We start from the raw sequence: 17,736 nt of genomic DNA on the forward strand, positions 1-17,736 counted from the left end.
GGGCTGCCGTCACCCGGCCGACCGCCCGCCCCGCGCCCGCTGCGTCCGGCGGGCGACGCCCCGCCGTCCGCCGCCGGGAGAGGAGACATCGTGAAGCAACCCGTCATCGTCGGGGTCGACGGTACGCCGGACAGCCTGCACGCGGCCGGCTGGGCGGCCGACGAGGCTCGCCGCAGAGGGGCGCCGCTCCTCCTCCTGCACGGGCACGAGCCCGCCCTCCTCGGCGATGCCGACCGTGAACGGCAGGCCGCCGAGCACGCGCTCCACGACGCCCTGACCCAGCTCCGCGAACAGCACCCCGACGTGGAGGCCCGTGCCGAACTGGTCGCCCGGCCCGAGGCCGAGCTCCTGACCGAGCGGGGCCGCGAAGCCGGGATGATCGTGCTCGGCTCCCGCAGACCGGGACCGGTCGCCGGCTTCCTCCTCGGGTCGGTGGGGCTCCGCGTGGTGAGCAGGACCCCGTGCCCGGTGGTGATGGTCCGGGGCGGCGAAGCCGTGCGCCGTCCGCCGAGGGGCGCGGTGGTCGCGGGCGTCCCCCCGGAGGAGGACGAGGCGACGGCGGTCCTGGACTTCGCGTTCGAGACCGCGGCGGTGAACGGCGTCCCCCTGCGGGCGGCACGGGCGTGGGCGCTGCCCACCCTCTTCCCGAACCGGACCGGCGTCCTGGGCCTCTCCGACCGGCCGGACGAACTCGACGCGGAGCACCGGCGGAAACTGGTCCGCCTCCTGAAGCCGTGGCGCCGCCGCTATCCCGACATCGCGGTGACCGAACACGTCGAACGGGGATTCGCCGCCGACATGCTGGTGAATCTCGCCGCCGGCGCCCGCCTCCTGGTCGTCGGACGCAGCAGCACCCCGGGCAGCCGCTATGTGGGGCACGTCGTCCACGCGACGCTCCACTTCGCCAACGCCCCCGTCGCCGTCGTCCCCACGCCGTAGACGTCGCCGCGGGCCTCTGCCCCCAGGGCGGCCCGGCGCCGCTGCCCCGCTCCGGCGCCGGCCGCCGGTGCTCACCGGGTGGGGACGAGGGCGATGGGGGCGTCGGCGAAGTGGAGTACGGAGTGGGCGACGTGGCCCACGTAGCGGGTGCCGAGCCTGCTGCGCCGGCCGACGACCAGGAGTTGCGCCGAGGCGGCGAGGGAGACCAGCATCTCCGCGGTCGGCCCCAGCTCGACGTGCTCGACCACCGTGACCTCGGGGTGGGCCCGGCGCCAAGGCCCCAGCCGTTCGAGCAGACCGCTCCGGTGGGCCGCCTCCAGGCTCCCGCGCGTCTCCGCCAGGGCCAGCGCGGCGGGATGGCGGGTGGCGACGGGGGGAAGGTGCCAGGCGCGTGCGGCCCGCAGCGGAGCGCCGCGGGTGGCGGCGGCCCGGAAGGCGAACTCCAGAACCGCGTCGGCCTCCTCCGCGTCCTCGGGGACGCCCACCACGATCTCGCCGTTCCGCGGCCGGTGGCTGACGGTGCCGCCGCGGATGAGGACCACGGGGCAGGCCGCCCGGCTCAGTACGCGCAGTCCGACCGACCCCACGAAGAACCCGGTGACCGGCCCCGGCCTGCGGGAGCCCAGAACGATCATCCGCGCGTCCTCGCCGCGCTCCACCAGCAACTCGGTCTCCGACCCCACCGCCAGTTCCCCCGTCACCTCGACGCCTTCGTGGCGTTCGCGCACCCACGTCACGGAGGTGTCGAGGAGGTCCCCGGCCTCGTCGTCCTCGTAGCCCTCCCCGCCGAAGCCGGACCTCTCGTAGCCGTGCAGCAGGACCAGGGGGGCCTCCTGCCGCCGCGCTTCGCGGGCCCCCCAGTCGGCCGCGAGCAGGCTGTCGGACGTTCCGTCGACTCCGACGATGACGGGCTGGGGCACGGTGTCTCCTTCGAAGAGGATCGGCGGGCGGCGCCCGACCGGGTCGGCGCCGGGGCGGGCCCGCGCCGCCCTCCCCCGACGCCCGGGGTCAACAGCAGGCTAGGGCTCTCACCGCCGTTCGCACGTCATGGGCGCATCGGGGTGAATCGGCCGGACGCACCGGCGGCCGGACGCACGGGGCGGGAGGGACGCACGGGGCGGGAAGGAAGGCCGCGACCCGGCGCGGGGCGGCTCGCAGCGCAGGCCGTGGCCCGCCGGAGCCGCCCGGGCGGTTTCCTTCGGATCATCTGGTCAGCCGGGTGATCCGAAGGAGTCGGCCTATCCGTTACCGCGAGAGCTGTCACGGCTCTTTTCAGGCTTTTTTACACCTCCAGCACCTTGAGGTCAGTTCACGACAAAGCAGGACGGAAATTGGCCACAGTCCCGTGACGTGAAGCCGTCATGTGAACAAGCTGCGTAGGTTCTGGGCCCGGCTCGGGAATCCTTGGGGTGCCCGGCCGCACAGTTCGTCCACAGCAACCGGAGGGGAAATCGCATGGCTGACATCGACCTCGGCGTGGCGTCCGACTGGGACGAGGGGGACACCCACGGCCGCGTCAAGCTGCGGCAGAACCAGGTTTACAAGGACTCACCGAAGAAGGACGTGCTCATCAGCTCCCCGGTGAGCATCGAGCTGTCGGTGAACACGAACCACTCCTCCTCGCAGGAGGCGGACAAGATCTACTTCACGACCCACCACGGCTCCACGAAGAAGATCATCGCCGTGCTCGACTCCGACGGGAACCTGCACATCGCCGGCCGCCTGATCACCGAACAGAAGAACCTCGGCTACTAAAGCGTGTTGCGAAAGTAGCGTCGTCCGCCCGGAGGGCGGGCTCGGCGGCGTCCGGCGGGTGCGATCGCAAGGCGGAGGGCCACCCCGATACCGGTGGTATCGGGGTGGTCCCGACAACGCGGCGAGCGTGCGTGCCGGGCGTCGCCGAACAGGCGGGACTTTCGAAACCCGCCCTAAGGGCTGTCCCGTAATCCCTGGCGGGCGCACGACGACAGCTACGGCACCTCGCCGCGTTGTCGGAACACCCCCATACATCCAGTATGCGGATGCCCCTCCGCCTTGCGATGCACCGCATCCGACGCCGCGCGCTGACCCACCACGGATTACGGGACAGCCCTTAGGTCGCCGCCGAACCCTCCTCGGCCCGCGCCGACGAGCGGTTGTACGCGCGCGGCGCCCGCCAGTGGAAGCGCAGCGCCAGCAGCCGCAGGGCGAAGGCGGCGATCACCGCGAGGCCGCTGGTCAGGGCGTTCAGGGTGTCGAAGCGGATGCACAGGACGACCATGGTCGCGCCGACGATCGCGGGCACCGCGTACAGGTCGCGGTCCCAGCGCAGCAGCGAGGGCACCTCGTTGGCCAGCACGTCGCGGAGCACACCGCCGCCCACCGCCGTGGCCAGGCCCAGCGCCGCCGAGGAGGTGAGGCCGAGGCCGTACTCGTACGCCTTGACCGTGCCGGTCACGCAGAACAGGCCGAGCCCCGCCGCGTCGAAGACGTTGACGCCGACCTGGATGCGCTCCACGTGCGGGTGGAGGAAGAAGACCAGGCCGGCGGCGAACAGCGGGGTAGTGAAGTAGCCGAGGTCGGTGAAGGCGGCGGGCGGGATCGCGCCGATCATCACGTCACGGAACAGCCCTCCGCCCAGCGCGGTCACCTCCGCGAGGACCGCGATGCCGAAGACATCGAAGTTCTTGCGGACGGCGAGCAGGGCGCCCGAGATCGCGAAGACGAAGATCCCGACGAGGTCGAGCGCATGCTGGACGGAGGGGGTGAACAGTTCGGTGAGCACCGGCCAATTGTGCCGGGCCCGGGCGCTTTCTAGGTCCGGGGGCTCTCCTCCGCCTTCTCCTCGGCGGCGGCCCCCTTCTCGGAGACGTCCGCGTCGGCCTGGGCCGGTACGGTCGCGGGCTTCTCCTCCGGGGCCCCGGACGCCTCGCCCTCGGAGGTCTCCACCGCCTCGGCCGCCACCTCCTCCGTGGCGATGACCGCCTCGATCCCGGTGGCCAGGGTCTGCTTCACCGTCCCCGCCTCGATCTCGGCCGTGAAGTGGCAGGCCACCTTGTGCCCGTCGCCGGTGTCCAGGAGCGGCGGGCGCTCCGTGGCGCACTTGGTCTCCTGGACCCACGGGCAGCGGGTGTGGAAGCGGCAGCCGGCCGGCGGGTCGGCCGGGGAGGGCAGGTCGCCGTGGAGCAGGATGCGCTCGCGGCGGTCCTCGACCTCGGGGTCCGGCACCGGGACGGCCGACATCAGGGCCTTGGTGTACGGGTGCCGGGGCTTCGCGTACAGCGCGTCGCTCGGGGCCTCCTCGACGAGCCCGCCCAGGTACATCACGCCGATGACGTCCGAGATGTGCCGGACCACCGCGAGGTCGTGCGCGATGACCAGGTAGGTGAGGCCGAGGGACTCCTGGAGCTCCTCCAGCAGGTTGATCACCTGCGCCTGGACCGAGACGTCCAGCGCGGAGACCGGTTCGTCGCAGATGATCACGTCCGGCTCCAGGACCAGCGCGCGGGCGATGCCGATGCGCTGGCGCTGGCCGCCGGAGAACTCGTGCGGGTAGCGGGACATCGCGTTGGACGGCAGGCCGACCTTGGCGAGGATGTCCTTGATCTTCTCCCGGCGCTCCGCCTGGTTCGCGCCGATGCCGTGGGCGGCCATGCCCTCGGAGAGGATCGACTCGATGTTCTGCCGGGGGTTGAGGCTGCCCAGGGGGTCCTGGAAGACCATCTGGAGGCGGCGGCGGAAGGCCCGCATCTCCTCGGAGGGCAGCTTGGCCAGGTCGGTGCCGTCGAAGACGACCCCGCCGTCGGTGATGTCGTTCAGCCGCAGGACCGCCCGGCCGAGCGTCGTCTTGCCGCAGCCGGACTCGCCGACCAGACCGTACGTCTGGCCGGCCTCGATGGTCAGCGAGACGCCGTCGACCGCGTAGACGTGGCCCACCGTACGGTCGAAGAAGAGGCCCTTCTTGACCGGGAAGTGGACTTTGACGTCGTCCAGTTCGAGAAGGCTCATGCCGGGACCTCCGCCTTGGGCAGGACCGGGTTGACGCAGCGCACCTGGTGTCCGGCCGCGCGTGGTTCGGTCAGTTCGGGGGTGCCGGTCAGGCACTCCATCGTGTAGTGGTCGCACCGGGGTGCGAACGCGCAGCCGTCGGCCCAGGCGATCTTGTCGTTGATGGACCCGCGGATCGGGTTCAACGGCTCGCCGCGCGGGGCGTCCAGGCGCGGGATGGAGCCGAGCAGCCCGTGCGCGTACGGGTGGGTGGGGTGCGCGAACAGCTCGCGGCGGCCCGCCGACTCCACCGCCCGTCCGGCGTACAGGACGTTGACCTCGTCGCAGAGGCCGGCGACGACCCCGAGGTCGTGCGTGATCATCAGCAGGGCGGTGCCCTGCTGGTCGACCAGTTCCTTCAGGAGCTCCAGGATCTGCGCCTGGATGGTGACGTCCAGTGCGGTCGTCGGCTCGTCGGCGATCAGCAGCCGGGGCGCGCAGGCGACCGCCATGGCGATCAGCGCGCGCTGGCGCATACCGCCGGAGAGCTGGTGCGGATACTCCTTGAGCCGCCGCGCCGGGTCGGGGATGCCGACCCGGTCGAGCAGCGAGGCCGCTTCCTTGCGGGCCTTCTCGCCCTTCAGCCCACGGTGGCGCTGGAGGATCTCGGTGACCTGGACGCCGATCGGGACGACCGGGTTCAGCGAGGAGAGCGGGTCCTGGAAGATCATCGCGAGCTGGCTGCCGCGCAGGTCGCGCAGCTTGCGCTCGTTCAGCGTCAGCAGGTCCCGGCCGTCGAACTCGGCGCGACCGCCGATCCGCACGCCCTTGCGGGGCAGCAGCCCCATCAGGGCGAGCGAGGTGACGGACTTGCCGCAGCCCGACTCGCCGACCAGGCCCACGACCTGGCCCTGGTCGACGGTGAAGGAGACGCCGTCCACGGCCGTGGCGTCCTTGCGGCCGCGGGCGGTGAAGGTGACGCTGAGTTCCTCAACGGAGAGCAGTGACATGGGACTTCAGCCTCGCAACTTCGGGTCGAGGGCTTCGCGCATGGCCTCGCCGAGCAGGGTGAAGCCGAGGGCGGTGATGATGATCCCGATGGCCGGATAGGCGGCCATCATCGGCTCGTTGTCGAAGAAGCGCTGCGCCTGGGAGAGCATCACGCCCCACTCGGGAACGGCCGGGTCGGGGTTGCCGAGGCCCAGGTACGACAGGGCCGCGGCCTCGATGATCGCGGTCGCCAGGCTCAGGGTGGCCTGGACGATCACGGGGCTCAGCGAGTTCGGCAGGATCTGCGTGAGCACGATCCGCTTGCGCCGGATGCCGACCGCCTTCGCGGCGAGCACGTAGTCGGCGCCCCCCTGGACCAGCATCGAACCGCGCAGCAGGCGGGCGAAGATGGGGATCTGGACGACACCCACGGCGATCATCACGGTGGTCAGCGACTGGCCGAGCACGGCGGCGATGGAGACGGCGAGCAGCAGCGAGGGCAGCGACAGCATGATGTCGGTGAACCGCATGATCACGGTGTCGACGCGCTGTCCGGCCTTGCCGCCGAGCGTGGCGGCGGCACCGGAGAGCAGACCGACGAGCGCGCCGACGATCAGGCCGATGAGCATGGAGACGACACCGACGAGCAGCGTCTGCCGGGCGCCGACGAGCCAGCGGGAGAACATGTCGCGGCCCAGGTGGTCCAGGCCGAACCAGTTCTCGCCGCGCATGCCGACGAACCTGCCCTGGTTGGGGAAGACCTCGCTGCGCCAGTTCTGCGCGGTGGCGCCGTGCGGGGCGAGCATGGGCCCGACGATGGCGACGACGATGAACGCGCCGATGATGGCCGCGCCGATGATCGCCATCTTGCTGGAGCGCATCCGGCGGAACGCCTCGCGCCACAGGCTGGAGCCCGTGACGGCCTCGGAGCTCTGTGTCAGCTCGGCGAGACGGTCGATCTTGTCTGCTTTGTTGGTCAGGATCGTCACGTCAGTGCACCCGCACTCTGGGGTCGATGATGCTGTACGCGAGGTCGACCAGCAGGTTGATCAGCACGTACACCATCGCGATGAAGAGGATGAACCCGACGAGGACCGGGTAGTCACGGCCGTCGATCGCGGTACGGATGAAGGAGCCGATGCCGCCGAAGTCGAAGACGGACTCGGTGAGCACCGCACCGGAGAGCAGACTTCCGGTCAGCAGGCCGACCGCGGTGATCACGGGCAGCAGCGCGTTGCGCAGCACGTGGCGTCCGCGCACGGTCTTCTTGTCGAGGCCCTTGGACTCGGCGGTGCGGATGTAGTCCTCGCCGAGCACCTCCAGGACGCTGGCGCGGGTCATCCGGACGATGACGGCGAGCGGGATCGAGGCCAGCGCGACGGCGGGCAGGATCAAGTGCGTGATCGCGTTCCAGCTCGCGTCGAACTCCCCGGTCAGCAGGCCGTCCAGGACGGCGAATCCGGTGACGTCGGTGGCGTCGATGCCGGGGTCGAGCCGCCCCTGGCTCGGGAACCACTGCAGCTGGACGGAGAAGATCCCGCGCAGCAGCACGGCCAGGAAGAAGACCGGGATGCAGATGCCGAGCAGCGATCCGGAGACCGAGGCGACGTCCAGCCAGCCGCCGCGGTGCTTGGCCGCGAGGTACCCCATCGGGATGCCGACGACGACGGCGATCAGGATCGCCGCGAGGCTCAGCTCCACGGTGGCCGGGAAGGCCCGGGTGAATTCGTCCCACACCGGCTGCCCGGTCTGGGTGGAGGTTCCGAGGTCGAGCTCGAAGATGCGCTTGAGGAAGCGCCAGTACTGGACGTGCACCGGCTCGTCCAGCCCGAGTGCCCGGTTGATCCTCGCCACTTCGGCTTCGGTGGCCCGCTCGCCCAGGATCGCTGTGGCGGGTCCGCCGGGCAGTCGGTTCAGCCAGAGGAACAGCAGGACCGACAGGCCGAGCAGGGTGGGAATGAGCTGGAGAAGTCTTCTGACGACGAGTCGCAGCACCCCGCATGCCCCTTTCTCACGTGCGTCGATGCGGGTCCGCCCGGCCACCTGGTTGCTGTGGCCGGGCGGACCCGCTGGTGTGCGATTACTTGAAGGAGACCTCGGCGAAGTTCTCCTGCGTCAGCGGGGAGACCTTCGGCGGGTTGACGTTCTTGGCGAACGCGATGGCCGGGGGCGACGAGGAGATCGGCACGCCCGGGACGTACTCCATGATGGCCTCGTTGGCCTTCTGGTAAGCGGCGGTGCGGGCGGCCGGGTCGGTGACCTCGGAAGCGGCGTTCACCGCGTCGAAGACCTTCTCGTCCTTGAAGCCCCACTGCTTGTCCGGTCCGGCGAACCAGGTGCCGATGAAGTTGTAGCCGTCGTTGAAGTCACCGGTCCAGCCGAGCATGTGCAGGGCGCAGGAGCCCGCCTCGGTGGCGTCCAGGTAGTCCGGGGCCCACTTCATGGCCTTCGGCTTGACGGTGATGCCGGCCTTCTCCAGGTCGGCCTTCATCAGCTCGAACATGTCCTGCGGAGCGGGCATGTACGGGCGGGTGACCTCGGTCGGGTAGCAGAAGTCGATGCTCAGCTTCTCCTCGCCGGCCTGCTTGAGGAGGCTCTTCGCCTTGGCGGTGTCGAACGGGTACGTCTTCACCTTGTCCGAGAAGCCGGCGACCGTGTCGGGCATGAACTGGGTCGCGACCTTGCCGCCCTCGGGCAGCTGGGTGTTGACGAGGTTCTCGCGGTCGATGGCGTGCGTGATCGCCTGACGGACCTCGGGCTTCTTCAGCGCCGGGTTCGACGACTGGCTCATCCCGATGTAGAAGATGTTGAAGACGTCACGGGTCGGAACCTCGTAACCCTGCTTCTCCAGCGTCGTCACGTCGGCGGGCGCGACCAGGTCGTAGCCGTCGATGTCACCCGCCTGGAGCGCCTGGCGGCGGGTCTCCTCGGTGGAGATGGTGCGGAAGACCAGGTTCTTCACCTTGGCCTTGGGGCCCCAGTAGTCGTCGAAGCGGGTGAGGGAGACTTCCTTCGTCCCCTTGTTCCACTTCGTGATCCTGTACGGGCCGGTGCCGGCGACCGTGCCGGCCTCCTGGCTGTACTTGGGGTACGTGATCGCGTCGCCCTTGGCGCTCGCGTCCTGCTTCTCGTACTCCTTGAGGGCCTTCGGCGAGTGGATCGCCAGCGCCTGGAGGGAGAATCCGCCCGGCAGGTTCGCCGAGGGCTCGTTCACCTCGATGACGGCGGTGTTCTCGTCCTTGGCGGTGCAGGACTTGTAGTTGGGCTTGGGCGCCTCGGCGTCCTCGTTCTTCGCGAACCCGCCCATGATGGTCTGCCAGTAGTAGGAGACCGCGCTGGACTGGTACGTGCCCTTCCAGTTGAACCAGTGGTCGTAGTTCGCGCAGACCGCGGCGGCGTTGAACGCCTCGCCGTCGTGGAACGTGACGTTCTTGCGCAGGTTGAACGTCCAGACCTTGCCGGCCTCGTCGCTCGACCACTTCTCGGCCAGGCCGCCGACGAGCTTGCTGCCGCCGGGCTCGTGCTCCAGGAGCGCCTCGAAGGCCTGACGGGTGACGCGGAACGTCTCGCCGTCGCTCGCGAGGGCCGGGTCGAGGGAACCGGGGTCACCGGCTCCGGCGAAGACGAAGGTGTCCTTGTCGCCTCCCTTGGAGCCGCCTTCGTCCCGCTCGCTGGAACAGCCCGTGGCGATCAGACCGACAGCGACCGCTGTCGTGATCGCCCGGACAGCCCGGGACTTGTGTATGCGCATGGGTCCACCCCTGGTTCGCCATGTGGTGAGGTTTGATGGCCGCACACTACAGACGGGGTACATCGCAAGAGAACAGTCCGGATAGCGGTGATACCTAGTCGAGACCCGGACAGTTAACAAACCGTCCAGTTCCGGGACATCCTCCCGAGGAAAGTTAACAAGCCGGGCATCAGCGGGTGTTCGGCGCCCGCCGGCCGGATCCGCCGCCCCTCGCGGCCCGGCGCGGGCGGTCGAGGCGACGCGGCGCCCCTACGCGCGGTCCGGTGGGACCGGGGCCCGCGGGGCTCAGCGGGGCTGGGGCGGGTAGCCGTAGCCGGGAGCGGCGGGGGGCGGGCCGGCCGGGCCGTGGGCCTCGCGGTCGTAGAACGGGCGGGCGTTGGCGCGCAGCCACATGCCGACCGGGTCGTACTCGTCGGACAGGGCGACGGTGGAGACCGGCAGCCCGTCGGGGACTCCGGCGACCGACTGGCGCATCATCTCGCGCACCGACTCCACCGAGGCGCGGCCGGTGTCGTAGAGGTCGAGGCCGATCGCGAGGTACGGCACGCCGACCGCGGGGTGCACCCAGGCCCGGCGCAGCGAGCGGATCGCCGGGGTGCGGTGGGCGTTCTGGGTGAGCAGGGCGTAGAACTGCGGGAGTTCGATGGCGGGGTCGGAGAGCCTCAGCGGCCCGGCGGGCAGCCGGTCCAGGCCGGTGGCGATCCGGCGCAGATCGAGCCAGGGGATGCCGACGCCGCCGCCGGGGGCGTGCGGGTTGAGCCAGATGCCCCAGCGGTCGGGGAAGAGGGCGCGGGCGATGTCGCGTCCGGTGACCAGTTCGTGGGCGCGGTTCCAGCCGCTGGCGGAGAGCTCCTGGGCGGAGGTGACGCAGGGGGCGTACCCCAGGCCGTCCACCTCCATGCTGCCGTACTGGGCGTCCGGCGAGCCGGCGGCGCCGTTCCAGAGCAGCATCCAGACCCGGCTGTCCGCGAGGGCGGCGAGCAGCGCCTCGTAACGGTCGTACCGGCCGGGGGTCACCTGGCGCAGCATGTGCTCGACCTGCCCTGCCGCCGCAGTGCCCGACGCGCTCACTCTGGGTTCCGCCCCTCGTCGTCCATCGGTTCCACGCCGCTCCGGGCCCACGGGAGCGGCTTCGCCATCAAACCAGCTTATGCGCCGCCCCGGGCACCGGCTCGACGCCACGGTCCGGCGGCGTGGAGAGGGCCGGGGCGCCCCGCCGGCCGGCTCCGCGGCCCAGCGGCCCGCGCGCCGATGGCCCAGCGGCCCGCGCGCCGATGGTTCAGTGGCCCGCGCGCCGGTAGAAGGGGCGCACCTTCTCCCGCATCCAGTCGCCGACGAGGTCCTGGGCCACGTCGAGCAGGACCAGGTTGACCGGCCAGGGCGGCTGGACCCGGCCGAGCGCCCGGCCGACGGCGTCCATGGGGACGCTCTGGTCCGCTCCGTCCCAGGCGGCGAACTCGACGCCGACGAAGAGGACCGGGTCGCCGCCCTCGATGCTGGCCAGCGTCCGGCGGGCGGTGCCGACCACCCCGGTGGCCTCGAACTCCTCGGCCACGGCGGAGAGGAAGTCGACCGGGTCCTGCTGCCAGTCCGGCTCGAACAGGCGCACCCGGCCGCCCGCGGCGGGGCCGTCCAGGGCGGTGCGGCCGGCCCGGCACAGTTCGGCGACGGCGGGCGGCGGAAGCGGGACGCCGACGGCGCCGCCGGGGTTGACGGCGATGCCGACCTGGGGGGGCAGGCCCCGGGCGAAGTCGCGGGCGGGCGCGACGGCGAAGGACATGTGGCTCCCGACGCAGCCGAGGAACTGCGCCTCGGAGCTGAAGACGGGGACGAAGGCCGCGCCGTCGATCTCCATCATCGGCAGGTCCAGGTCGGCGCTGGCGGGGCTGCCGCCGTTCGGCAGCGGTACCCAGACGGAACTGCGGCCGAGCACCTCGACGAGGCGGCCGCCCGCGTCCGGGACGCCGAGCGAGGCGCTGAGCACCTCTTCGAGTTCGTTGGCGGGCCACCCCTGCCGGGGGTGTGCCGGTGCGGGTGCCGGAATGTCCACTGCCTCTGCGCCTCTCTCCACCGCGGGGGCCGCCGCACGCGGCGGCCCTGCTCCGGCCAGCACCTTAACCTCAGCGGGCGGCGGAAGCCCCGGCCTCCGTGAAGGCGATCCGGGCGAGCGCCCCCGCCGCCGGGCGGTCCAGCAGCACGGCGGAGGCGCAGCCGGCGGGCGGCAGCCCCCGCTCGGTGTCGCGGAGCAGCCGGGCCACCGCGTGCCGGTGGCGGGCGAAGGCGTAGCCGGAGACGCCGCGCCCGCGCTCGCGCTGCCCCTGCCGCGCCACGTCGGGCGCCACATCGAGCAGGACGAGGTGGAGGGCGCGGCCCCGGCGCGCGGCGTGCCGGGCGAGCCAGCGGCGTACCCAGGTCTGGGTTCCGCAGTCGTGCACGACGACCGATTCACCGGCGCGCAGGGCGCTGCGGAGGCCCAGGTAGTGCGCGGCGCGTACCAGGGGGCGGTAGAGGGCGTAGGGCAACGCGGCGGGCAGGGCGGCGGCCCAGTCGTCGCGGGTGTTCTGCGAGTCGACGGCGCGGCCCTGAGCGGCCTGCCGGATGAGGGTGGACTTCCCGCTGCCGGGCAGTCCGGAGACCACCACGAGGTCGCCGGCCGCGAAATCGAGGCTGTAGGGGGTCGGGCCCGCGCGCCCGCGCAGATCCCGTACCACCGGCGCGGCCCCCGAGGCGCCGTCCGCCGACAGCTCCCGCACGGGTGCGCCGGGCTGTGCGGGCAGCGCGCCGTGCGCGGCCCCCGCCGTCGGTGCCGACCGCTGTAACGTCATCGCCCATCCCCCTGCCGTCGGGCCGCCCACACCTGTTCCTGAAGTGTAAAGAACTGGCAAGGCGGCACAACCGTCCTCGCCGTCCGGGCGGGCGCCGAGGACCGGCCTCCCGCTCCGCCGCGATGCGTGCGATGATGGCCGCGCCAACTGCATACCGGCCGTTCGAATCCGCGCGGGAGAGTTCCGGCCACAGTGTGAGCCGGGCGCCGAAGGAGCAAGATCCTCCCTTGAATCTCTCAGGCCCCGTACCGCGCGGATGAGGCAGATCTGAAAAGCGGGCCGCCCCGGCGGCCCCACCCAAGGTGCAAGCCGAGCCCCCGAACCGGGGCGCGCCCTCCGGGGCCCACCCCGTCAGGGGCTGTCGGCGAACCTCTCAGGTTCCGATGACAGATGGGGAGGATCTCCGTCCCGACGTCGTCATGCCCTGGAGCCATGCCCATGAGCACCGCCCCCCGTCTCACCGCCCTCGACGCGCTGCACCGCTCGCTCGGCGCCACCATGACCGACTTCGCGGGCTGGGACATGCCGCTGCGGTACGCGAGCGAGCGCGACGAGCACAACGCCGTCCGCACCCGCGCCGGTCTCTTCGACCTGTCGCACATGGGCGAGATCACCGTCACCGGCCCCGAGGCCGCCGCGTTCCTGAGCTACGCGCTGGTCGGCAACATCGCCACCATCGGCAGCGGCCGGGCCCGCTACACGATGATCGTCCAGGAGGACGGCGGGATCGTGGACGACCTGATCGTCTACCGCCTCGGAGCGGCCGGGACCCCCGAGTACATGGTCGTCGCCAACGCGGGCAACGCGCAGACCGTGCTGGACGCGCTGACCGCCCGCGTCGAGGGCTTCGACGCCGAGGTGCGCGACGACCGGGACGCGTACGCGCTGCTCGCGGTCCAGGGGCCCGAGTCGCCCGCCATCATGAAGGCCGTCACCGACGCCGACCTGGACGGGCTGAAGTACTACGCCGGCCTGCCGGGCACGGTCGCCGGGGTTCCGGCGCTCATCGCCCGTACCGGCTACACCGGCGAGGACGGCTTCGAGCTGTTCGTCGCCCCCGAGCACGCCGAGCGGCTGTGGCGGGCGCTGACCGAGGCCGGCGCCCCGCACGGCCTGATCCCCTGCGGCCTCTCCTGCCGGGACACGCTGCGCCTGGAGGCGGGCATGCCGCTGTACGGGCACGAGCTGACGACGGCGCTCACCCCGTTCGACGCGGGCCTGGGCCGGGTCGTGAAGTTCGAGAAGGAGGGCGACTTCGTCGGCCGCGAGGCGCTGAAGGCCGCCGCCGAGCGGGCCGAGACCGCCCCGCCGCGCAAGCTGGTCGGCCTGGTCGCCGAGGGCCGCCGCGTCCCGCGCGCCGGGTTCTCCGTGGTCGCCGACGGCAAGGTGATCGGAGAGGTCACCTCCGGCGCCCCGTCCCCGACCCTGGGCAAGCCGATCGCCATGGCCTACGTGGACGCCGCCTTCGCCGCCCCCGGCACCGAGGGCGTGGGCGTGGACATCCGCGGCACGCACGAGCCGTACGAGGTCGTCGCGCTGCCGTTCTACAAGCGCCAGAAGTGATATCCCGGAGGAAACCGGGCGTTCCCGGCCGCCCGTGCCCGTCACGGAAGTGACGTACCTCCGTCTCACCCCGTAAGACCACCGTTCATCAGCACTCCCCCGCGTACAGGAGAATTCAGGTCATGAGCAACCCCCAGCAGCTGCGGTACAGCAAGGAGCACGAGTGGCTGTCGGCCCTCGAGGACGGCGTGGCCACCATCGGCATCACGGAGTACGCGGCCAACGCGCTCGGCGACGTCGTCTACGCCCAGCTCCCGGAGGTCGGTGACACGGTGACCGCGGGCGAGACCTGCGGGGAGCTGGAGTCGACCAAGTCCGTCAGCGACCTGTACTCGCCGGTGACCGGCGAGGTGACGGCGGCCAACCAGGACGTCGTGGACGACCCCTCGCTGGTGAACTCCGCTCCCTTCGAGGGCGGCTGGCTGTTCAAGGTGCGCGTCGCGGAGGAGCCGGCCGATCTGCTCTCCGCCGACGAGTACACCGCGTTCTCCGGCAACTGAGACCTTAAGGGATCCCCTGATGTCGCTTCTGAACTCCTCCCTCCACGAGCTGGACCCGGACGTCGCCGCCGCCGTCGACGCCGAGCTCCACCGCCAGCAGTCCACCCTCGAAATGATCGCCTCGGAGAACTTCGCTCCGGTCGCCGTCATGGAGGCGCAGGGCTCCGTCCTCACCAACAAGTACGCCGAGGGCTACCCGGGCCGCCGCTACTACGGCGGCTGTGAGCACGTCGACGTCGTCGAGCAGATCGCGATCGACCGGATCAAGGCCCTGTTCGGCGCCGAGGCCGCCAACGTGCAGCCGCACTCCGGCGCCCAGGCGAACGCCGCCGCGATGTTCGCGCTGCTGAAGCCGGGCGACACGATCATGGGCCTGAACCTGGCCCACGGCGGTCACCTGACCCACGGCATGAAGATCAACTTCTCCGGCAAGCTCTACAACGTGGTCCCCTACCACGTCGACGAGACCGGTGTCGTGGACATGGAGGAGGTCGAGCGCCTCGCCAAGGAGTCCCAGCCGAAGCTGATCGTGGCCGGCTGGTCCGCCTACCCGCGCCGGCTGGACTTCGCGGCCTTCCGCCGTATCGCGGACGAGGTCGGCGCGTACCTGATGGTCGACATGGCCCACTTCGCGGGCCTGGTCGCGGCCGGACTGCACCCCAACCCGGTGCCGCACGCCCACGTCGTCACCACCACCACGCACAAGACCCTCGGCGGTCCGCGCGGCGGCGTGATCCTCTCCACCCAGGAGCTGGCCAAGAAGATCAACTCCGCGGTCTTCCCCGGCCAGCAGGGCGGCCCACTGGAGCACGTGATCGCGGCCAAGGCGGTCTCGTTCAAGATCGCGGCGGGCGAGGAGTTCAAGGAGCGCCAGCAGCGCACCCTGGACGGCGCGCGCATCCTGGCCGAGCGGCTGGTCCAGCCGGACGTCACCGAGGCCGGCGTCTCCGTCCTCTCCGGCGGCACCGACGTCCACCTGGTCCTGGTCGACCTGCGCAACTCCGAGCTGGACGGCCAGCAGGCCGAGGACCGGCTCCACGAGCTGGGCATCACGGTCAACCGGAACGCCATTCCGAACGACCCGCGCCCCCCGATGGTCACCTCGGGCCTGCGGATCGGCACCCCGGCGCTGGCCACCCGCGGCTTCGGCGCCGAGGAGTTCACGGAGGTGGCGGAGATCATCGCCGCCGCCCTCAAGCCGTCGTACGACGCGGACGACCTCAAGGCCCGCGTGGTCGCGCTGGCCGAGAAGTTCCCGCTGTACCCCGGCCTGAAGTAGCACCTGGCCTGCGGTTCCGCGCATCTCCACGGGGCACCGCGCACACTGGACGAGTGAGCGCGGTGCCCCGACCCTTGTCCTCCGCCACCCCACTTGCCCCCGCTTGTCCCCCGCACCACCCCGGCAGACAACGGCGTCTTCCCACCCCCCAAGGAGTCCTCCCGTGGCCATCTCGGTCTTCGACCTGTTCTCGATCGGCATCGGCCCGTCCAGCTCCCACACGGTGGGGCCGATGCGCGCCGCCAGGATGTTCGCGCGCCGCCTGAAGAACGAGGGGCTGCTCGCGCACACCGCCTCGATACGGGCCGAGCTGTACGGTTCCCTCGGTGCGACCGGCCACGGGCACGGCACGCCCAAGGCGGTCCTGCTCGGCCTGGAGGGCGAGTCGCCCCAGACCGTGGACGTGGAGTCCGCCGACGGCCGGGTCGAGGAGATCCGCTCCACCGGCCGGATCAACCTGCTGGGCATGCACGAGATCCCGTTCGCCTTCGACGACGACCTGGTCCTGCACCGCCGCAAGGCGCTCCCGTACCACGCCAACGGCATGACGATCATCGCGCACGACGTCGAGGGCGCGCCGCTCCTGGAGAAGACGTACTACTCGGTCGGCGGCGGCTTCGTCGTCGACGAGGACGCGGTGGCCGGGGAGAACCCGATCGTCCCGGACGACACGGTCCTCAAGCACCCGTTCCGCACCGGCGACGAGCTGCTGCGGCTCTCCCGGGAGACCGGCCTGTCCATCTCCTCGATGATGCTGGAGAACGAGCTGGCCTGGCGCACCGAGGCGGAGATCCGCTCCGGGCTCCTGGACATCTGGCGCGTCATGCAGGCGTGCGTCTCGCGCGGCATGTCCCGCGAGGGCATCCTGCCCGGCGGCCTGAAGGTCCGCCGCCGCGCCGCGAACTCGGCCCGCCAGCTCCGCGCCGAGGGCGACCCGCAGGCCCACGCGATGGAGTGGATCACCCTCTACGCGATGGCCGTCAACGAGGAGAACGCGGCGGGCGGGCGCGTCGTCACCGCCCCCACCAACGGCGCGGCGGGCATCATCCCGGCCGTACTGCACTACTACATGAACTTCGCGGCGGGCGGCTGCACCGAGGCGGAGAAGGAGGACAGCGTCGTGCGCTTCCTCCTCGCGGCGGGCGCGATCGGCATGCTGTTCAAGGAGAACGCCTCCATCTCCGGCGCGGAGGTCGGCTGCCAGGGCGAGGTCGGCTCCGCCTGCTCCATGGCGGCCGGCGCCCTGGCCGAGGTCCTCGGCGGCTCCCCCGAGCAGGTGGAGAACGCCGCCGAGATCGGTATGGAGCACAACCTGGGCCTGACCTGCGACCCGGTCGGCGGCCTCGTCCAGATCCCCTGCATCGAGCGCAACGGCATGGCGGCGGTGAAGGCGGTCACGGCGGCGCGGATGGCGCTGCGGGGCGACGGCAGCCACAAGGTCTCCCTCGACAAGGTCATCAAGACCATGAAGGAGACGGGGGCGGACATGAGCGTCAAGTACAAGGAGACGGCGCGGGGCGGGCTCGCGGTGAACATCATCGAGTGCTAGGCAGGAAGGGCCCTGACCAGTGCATTTGTATCTTTCAGCGCTGTCAGGGCCTTCCCTGCTTACTTGGCGGAAAGTCCCCGGAAACGCCCTGGGACAGACGTGAAAGTCCCTGAAAAGTCCCTGGGACGTCCCTGCCTCAGCGTGCTCTCGGCGGCACACCGAACGGCTTGGTGGGTGCCCGCCTCAACCTCGTTGGCTGAGGCAGGCACACCGCCCTTCCTCTGATGAATCGCCGACGGCGCTGAACCCGAGACCGACGCATCGCGGGCTCTTGGGCAGTCAGGCTGTCCGGTGGCGACTCGTGCTATGGGGTGTCGTCGTGAGACGTCAGACCGCATGGGAGCAACCTCCCCTCTGCGTTTCTGGGGCATCCG

Annotated in this window: 16 protein-coding genes and 1 riboswitch; of the genes, 6 read left to right on the forward strand and 10 right to left on the reverse strand. The window is 71.3% G+C overall.

The window, feature by feature from the left end; genetic code table 11:
- Positions 1-90 precede the first annotated feature (90 nt).
- The gene (locus AMK24_RS28465) at positions 91-939 is read left to right on the forward strand and encodes a universal stress protein (protein WP_073771770.1); all 849 of its coding nucleotides are present in this window, start codon (positions 91-93) and stop codon (positions 937-939) included.
- A gap of 71 nt (positions 940-1,010) precedes the next feature.
- Here the strand turns inward: AMK24_RS28465 and AMK24_RS28470 are convergent, their stop codons facing one another.
- Entirely contained in the window at positions 1,011-1,859 is an 849-nt protein-coding gene (locus tag AMK24_RS28470) for a universal stress protein (protein ID WP_073771771.1), read from the reverse strand.
- A 535-nt stretch (positions 1,860-2,394) separates the two neighbouring features.
- On the opposite strand from AMK24_RS28470, the gene AMK24_RS28475 reads away from it, so the two are divergent.
- A complete protein-coding gene (locus AMK24_RS28475; protein WP_073771772.1) occupies positions 2,395-2,694 on the forward strand; it encodes a DUF6342 family protein in 300 nt (99 codons plus the stop codon).
- A 337-nt stretch (positions 2,695-3,031) separates the two neighbouring features.
- Here the strand turns inward: AMK24_RS28475 and AMK24_RS28480 are convergent, their stop codons facing one another.
- The 9 genes from AMK24_RS28480 to AMK24_RS28520 form a co-directional block, all read right to left on the reverse strand.
- Positions 3,032-3,703, reverse strand: coding sequence for a trimeric intracellular cation channel family protein (locus AMK24_RS28480; RefSeq protein ID WP_073771773.1), 672 nt, complete (start codon positions 3,701-3,703; stop codon positions 3,032-3,034).
- A gap of 29 nt (positions 3,704-3,732) precedes the next feature.
- Positions 3,733-4,926 (reverse strand): ABC transporter ATP-binding protein, encoded by a 1,194-nt coding sequence (locus AMK24_RS28485; protein WP_073771774.1) that lies wholly within the window; start codon positions 4,924-4,926, stop codon positions 3,733-3,735.
- Entirely contained in the window at positions 4,923-5,915 is a 993-nt protein-coding gene (locus AMK24_RS28490) for an ABC transporter ATP-binding protein (RefSeq protein WP_073771775.1), read from the reverse strand. The genes AMK24_RS28485 and AMK24_RS28490 overlap by 4 nt, the downstream gene beginning before the upstream one ends.
- Before the next feature lie 6 nt (positions 5,916-5,921).
- Positions 5,922-6,884 carry an ABC transporter permease gene (locus AMK24_RS28495; protein ID WP_073771776.1) on the reverse strand — a complete coding sequence of 321 codons (963 nt, stop codon included), beginning with the start codon at positions 6,882-6,884 and terminating at the stop codon, positions 5,922-5,924.
- A gap of 1 nt (position 6,885) precedes the next feature.
- A complete protein-coding gene (locus AMK24_RS28500; RefSeq protein ID WP_073771777.1) occupies positions 6,886-7,890 on the reverse strand; it encodes an ABC transporter permease in 1,005 nt (334 codons plus the stop codon).
- An 85-nt stretch (positions 7,891-7,975) separates the two neighbouring features.
- Complete coding sequence (locus tag AMK24_RS28505; protein WP_073771778.1) at positions 7,976-9,646, reverse strand: ABC transporter substrate-binding protein; 1,671 nt, start codon at positions 9,644-9,646, stop codon at positions 7,976-7,978.
- Positions 9,647-9,931: 285 nt separating this feature from the next.
- On the reverse strand, positions 9,932-10,675 hold the full coding sequence (locus tag AMK24_RS28510) for an enhanced serine sensitivity protein SseB C-terminal domain-containing protein (protein ID WP_199876525.1): 744 nt from the start codon (positions 10,673-10,675) through the stop codon (positions 9,932-9,934).
- Positions 10,676-10,925: 250 nt separating this feature from the next.
- Positions 10,926-11,696: an enhanced serine sensitivity protein SseB gene (locus AMK24_RS28515; protein WP_073771780.1), complete on the reverse strand. Its 771-nt coding sequence runs from the start codon at positions 11,694-11,696 to the stop codon at positions 10,926-10,928.
- Positions 11,697-11,766: 70 nt separating this feature from the next.
- Positions 11,767-12,471, reverse strand: a complete 705-nt coding sequence (locus AMK24_RS28520) for an AAA family ATPase (protein ID WP_073771781.1) — start codon at positions 12,469-12,471, stop codon at positions 11,767-11,769.
- 163 nt (positions 12,472-12,634) lie between these two features.
- A riboswitch (glycine riboswitch) is annotated at positions 12,635-12,732 on the forward strand.
- 177 nt (positions 12,733-12,909) lie between these two features.
- Between AMK24_RS28520 and gcvT the strand changes: the two genes are divergently transcribed.
- The 4 genes from gcvT (at position 12,910) to AMK24_RS28540 (ending at position 17,362) form a co-directional block, all read left to right on the forward strand.
- Positions 12,910-14,034 carry a glycine cleavage system aminomethyltransferase GcvT gene (gcvT, locus tag AMK24_RS28525; protein ID WP_073771782.1) on the forward strand — a complete coding sequence of 375 codons (1,125 nt, stop codon included), beginning with the start codon at positions 12,910-12,912 and terminating at the stop codon, positions 14,032-14,034.
- A 122-nt stretch (positions 14,035-14,156) separates the two neighbouring features.
- A complete protein-coding gene (gcvH, locus tag AMK24_RS28530) occupies positions 14,157-14,534 on the forward strand; it encodes a glycine cleavage system protein GcvH (RefSeq protein ID WP_010060008.1) in 378 nt (125 codons plus the stop codon).
- Between the two features lie 19 nt (positions 14,535-14,553).
- Entirely contained in the window at positions 14,554-15,813 is a 1,260-nt protein-coding gene (gene glyA, locus AMK24_RS28535; protein ID WP_073771783.1) for a serine hydroxymethyltransferase, read from the forward strand.
- A gap of 163 nt (positions 15,814-15,976) precedes the next feature.
- A complete protein-coding gene (locus AMK24_RS28540) occupies positions 15,977-17,362 on the forward strand; it encodes an L-serine ammonia-lyase (RefSeq protein ID WP_073771784.1) in 1,386 nt (461 codons plus the stop codon).
- The last annotated feature ends 374 nt before the right edge of the window (positions 17,363-17,736 follow it).

The sequence above is a fragment of the Streptomyces sp. CB02366 genome, assembly GCF_001905905.1.
Lineage (GTDB): Bacteria > Actinomycetota > Actinomycetes > Streptomycetales > Streptomycetaceae > Streptomyces.

Excerpts from the sequence above, each read along its gene's own strand:
- AMK24_RS28475 (WP_073771772.1), top strand. The coding sequence starts at position 2,395 with ATGGCTGACATCGACCTCGGCGTGGCGTCCGACTGGGACGAGGGGGAC.
- AMK24_RS28485 (WP_073771774.1), bottom strand. The coding sequence starts at position 4,926 with ATGAGCCTTCTCGAACTGGACGACGTCAAAGTCCACTTCCCGGTCAAG.
- AMK24_RS28490 (WP_073771775.1), bottom strand. The coding sequence starts at position 5,915 with ATGTCACTGCTCTCCGTTGAGGAACTCAGCGTCACCTTCACCGCCCGC.
- AMK24_RS28505 (WP_073771778.1), bottom strand. The coding sequence starts at position 9,646 with ATGCGCATACACAAGTCCCGGGCTGTCCGGGCGATCACGACAGCGGTC.
- AMK24_RS28510 (WP_199876525.1), bottom strand. The coding sequence starts at position 10,675 with ATGCTGCGCCAGGTGACCCCCGGCCGGTACGACCGTTACGAGGCGCTG.
- AMK24_RS28520 (WP_073771781.1), bottom strand. The coding sequence starts at position 12,471 with ATGACGTTACAGCGGTCGGCACCGACGGCGGGGGCCGCGCACGGCGCG.
- gcvT (WP_073771782.1), top strand. The coding sequence starts at position 12,910 with ATGAGCACCGCCCCCCGTCTCACCGCCCTCGACGCGCTGCACCGCTCG.
- gcvH (WP_010060008.1), top strand. The coding sequence starts at position 14,157 with ATGAGCAACCCCCAGCAGCTGCGGTACAGCAAGGAGCACGAGTGGCTG.
- glyA (WP_073771783.1), top strand. The coding sequence starts at position 14,554 with ATGTCGCTTCTGAACTCCTCCCTCCACGAGCTGGACCCGGACGTCGCC.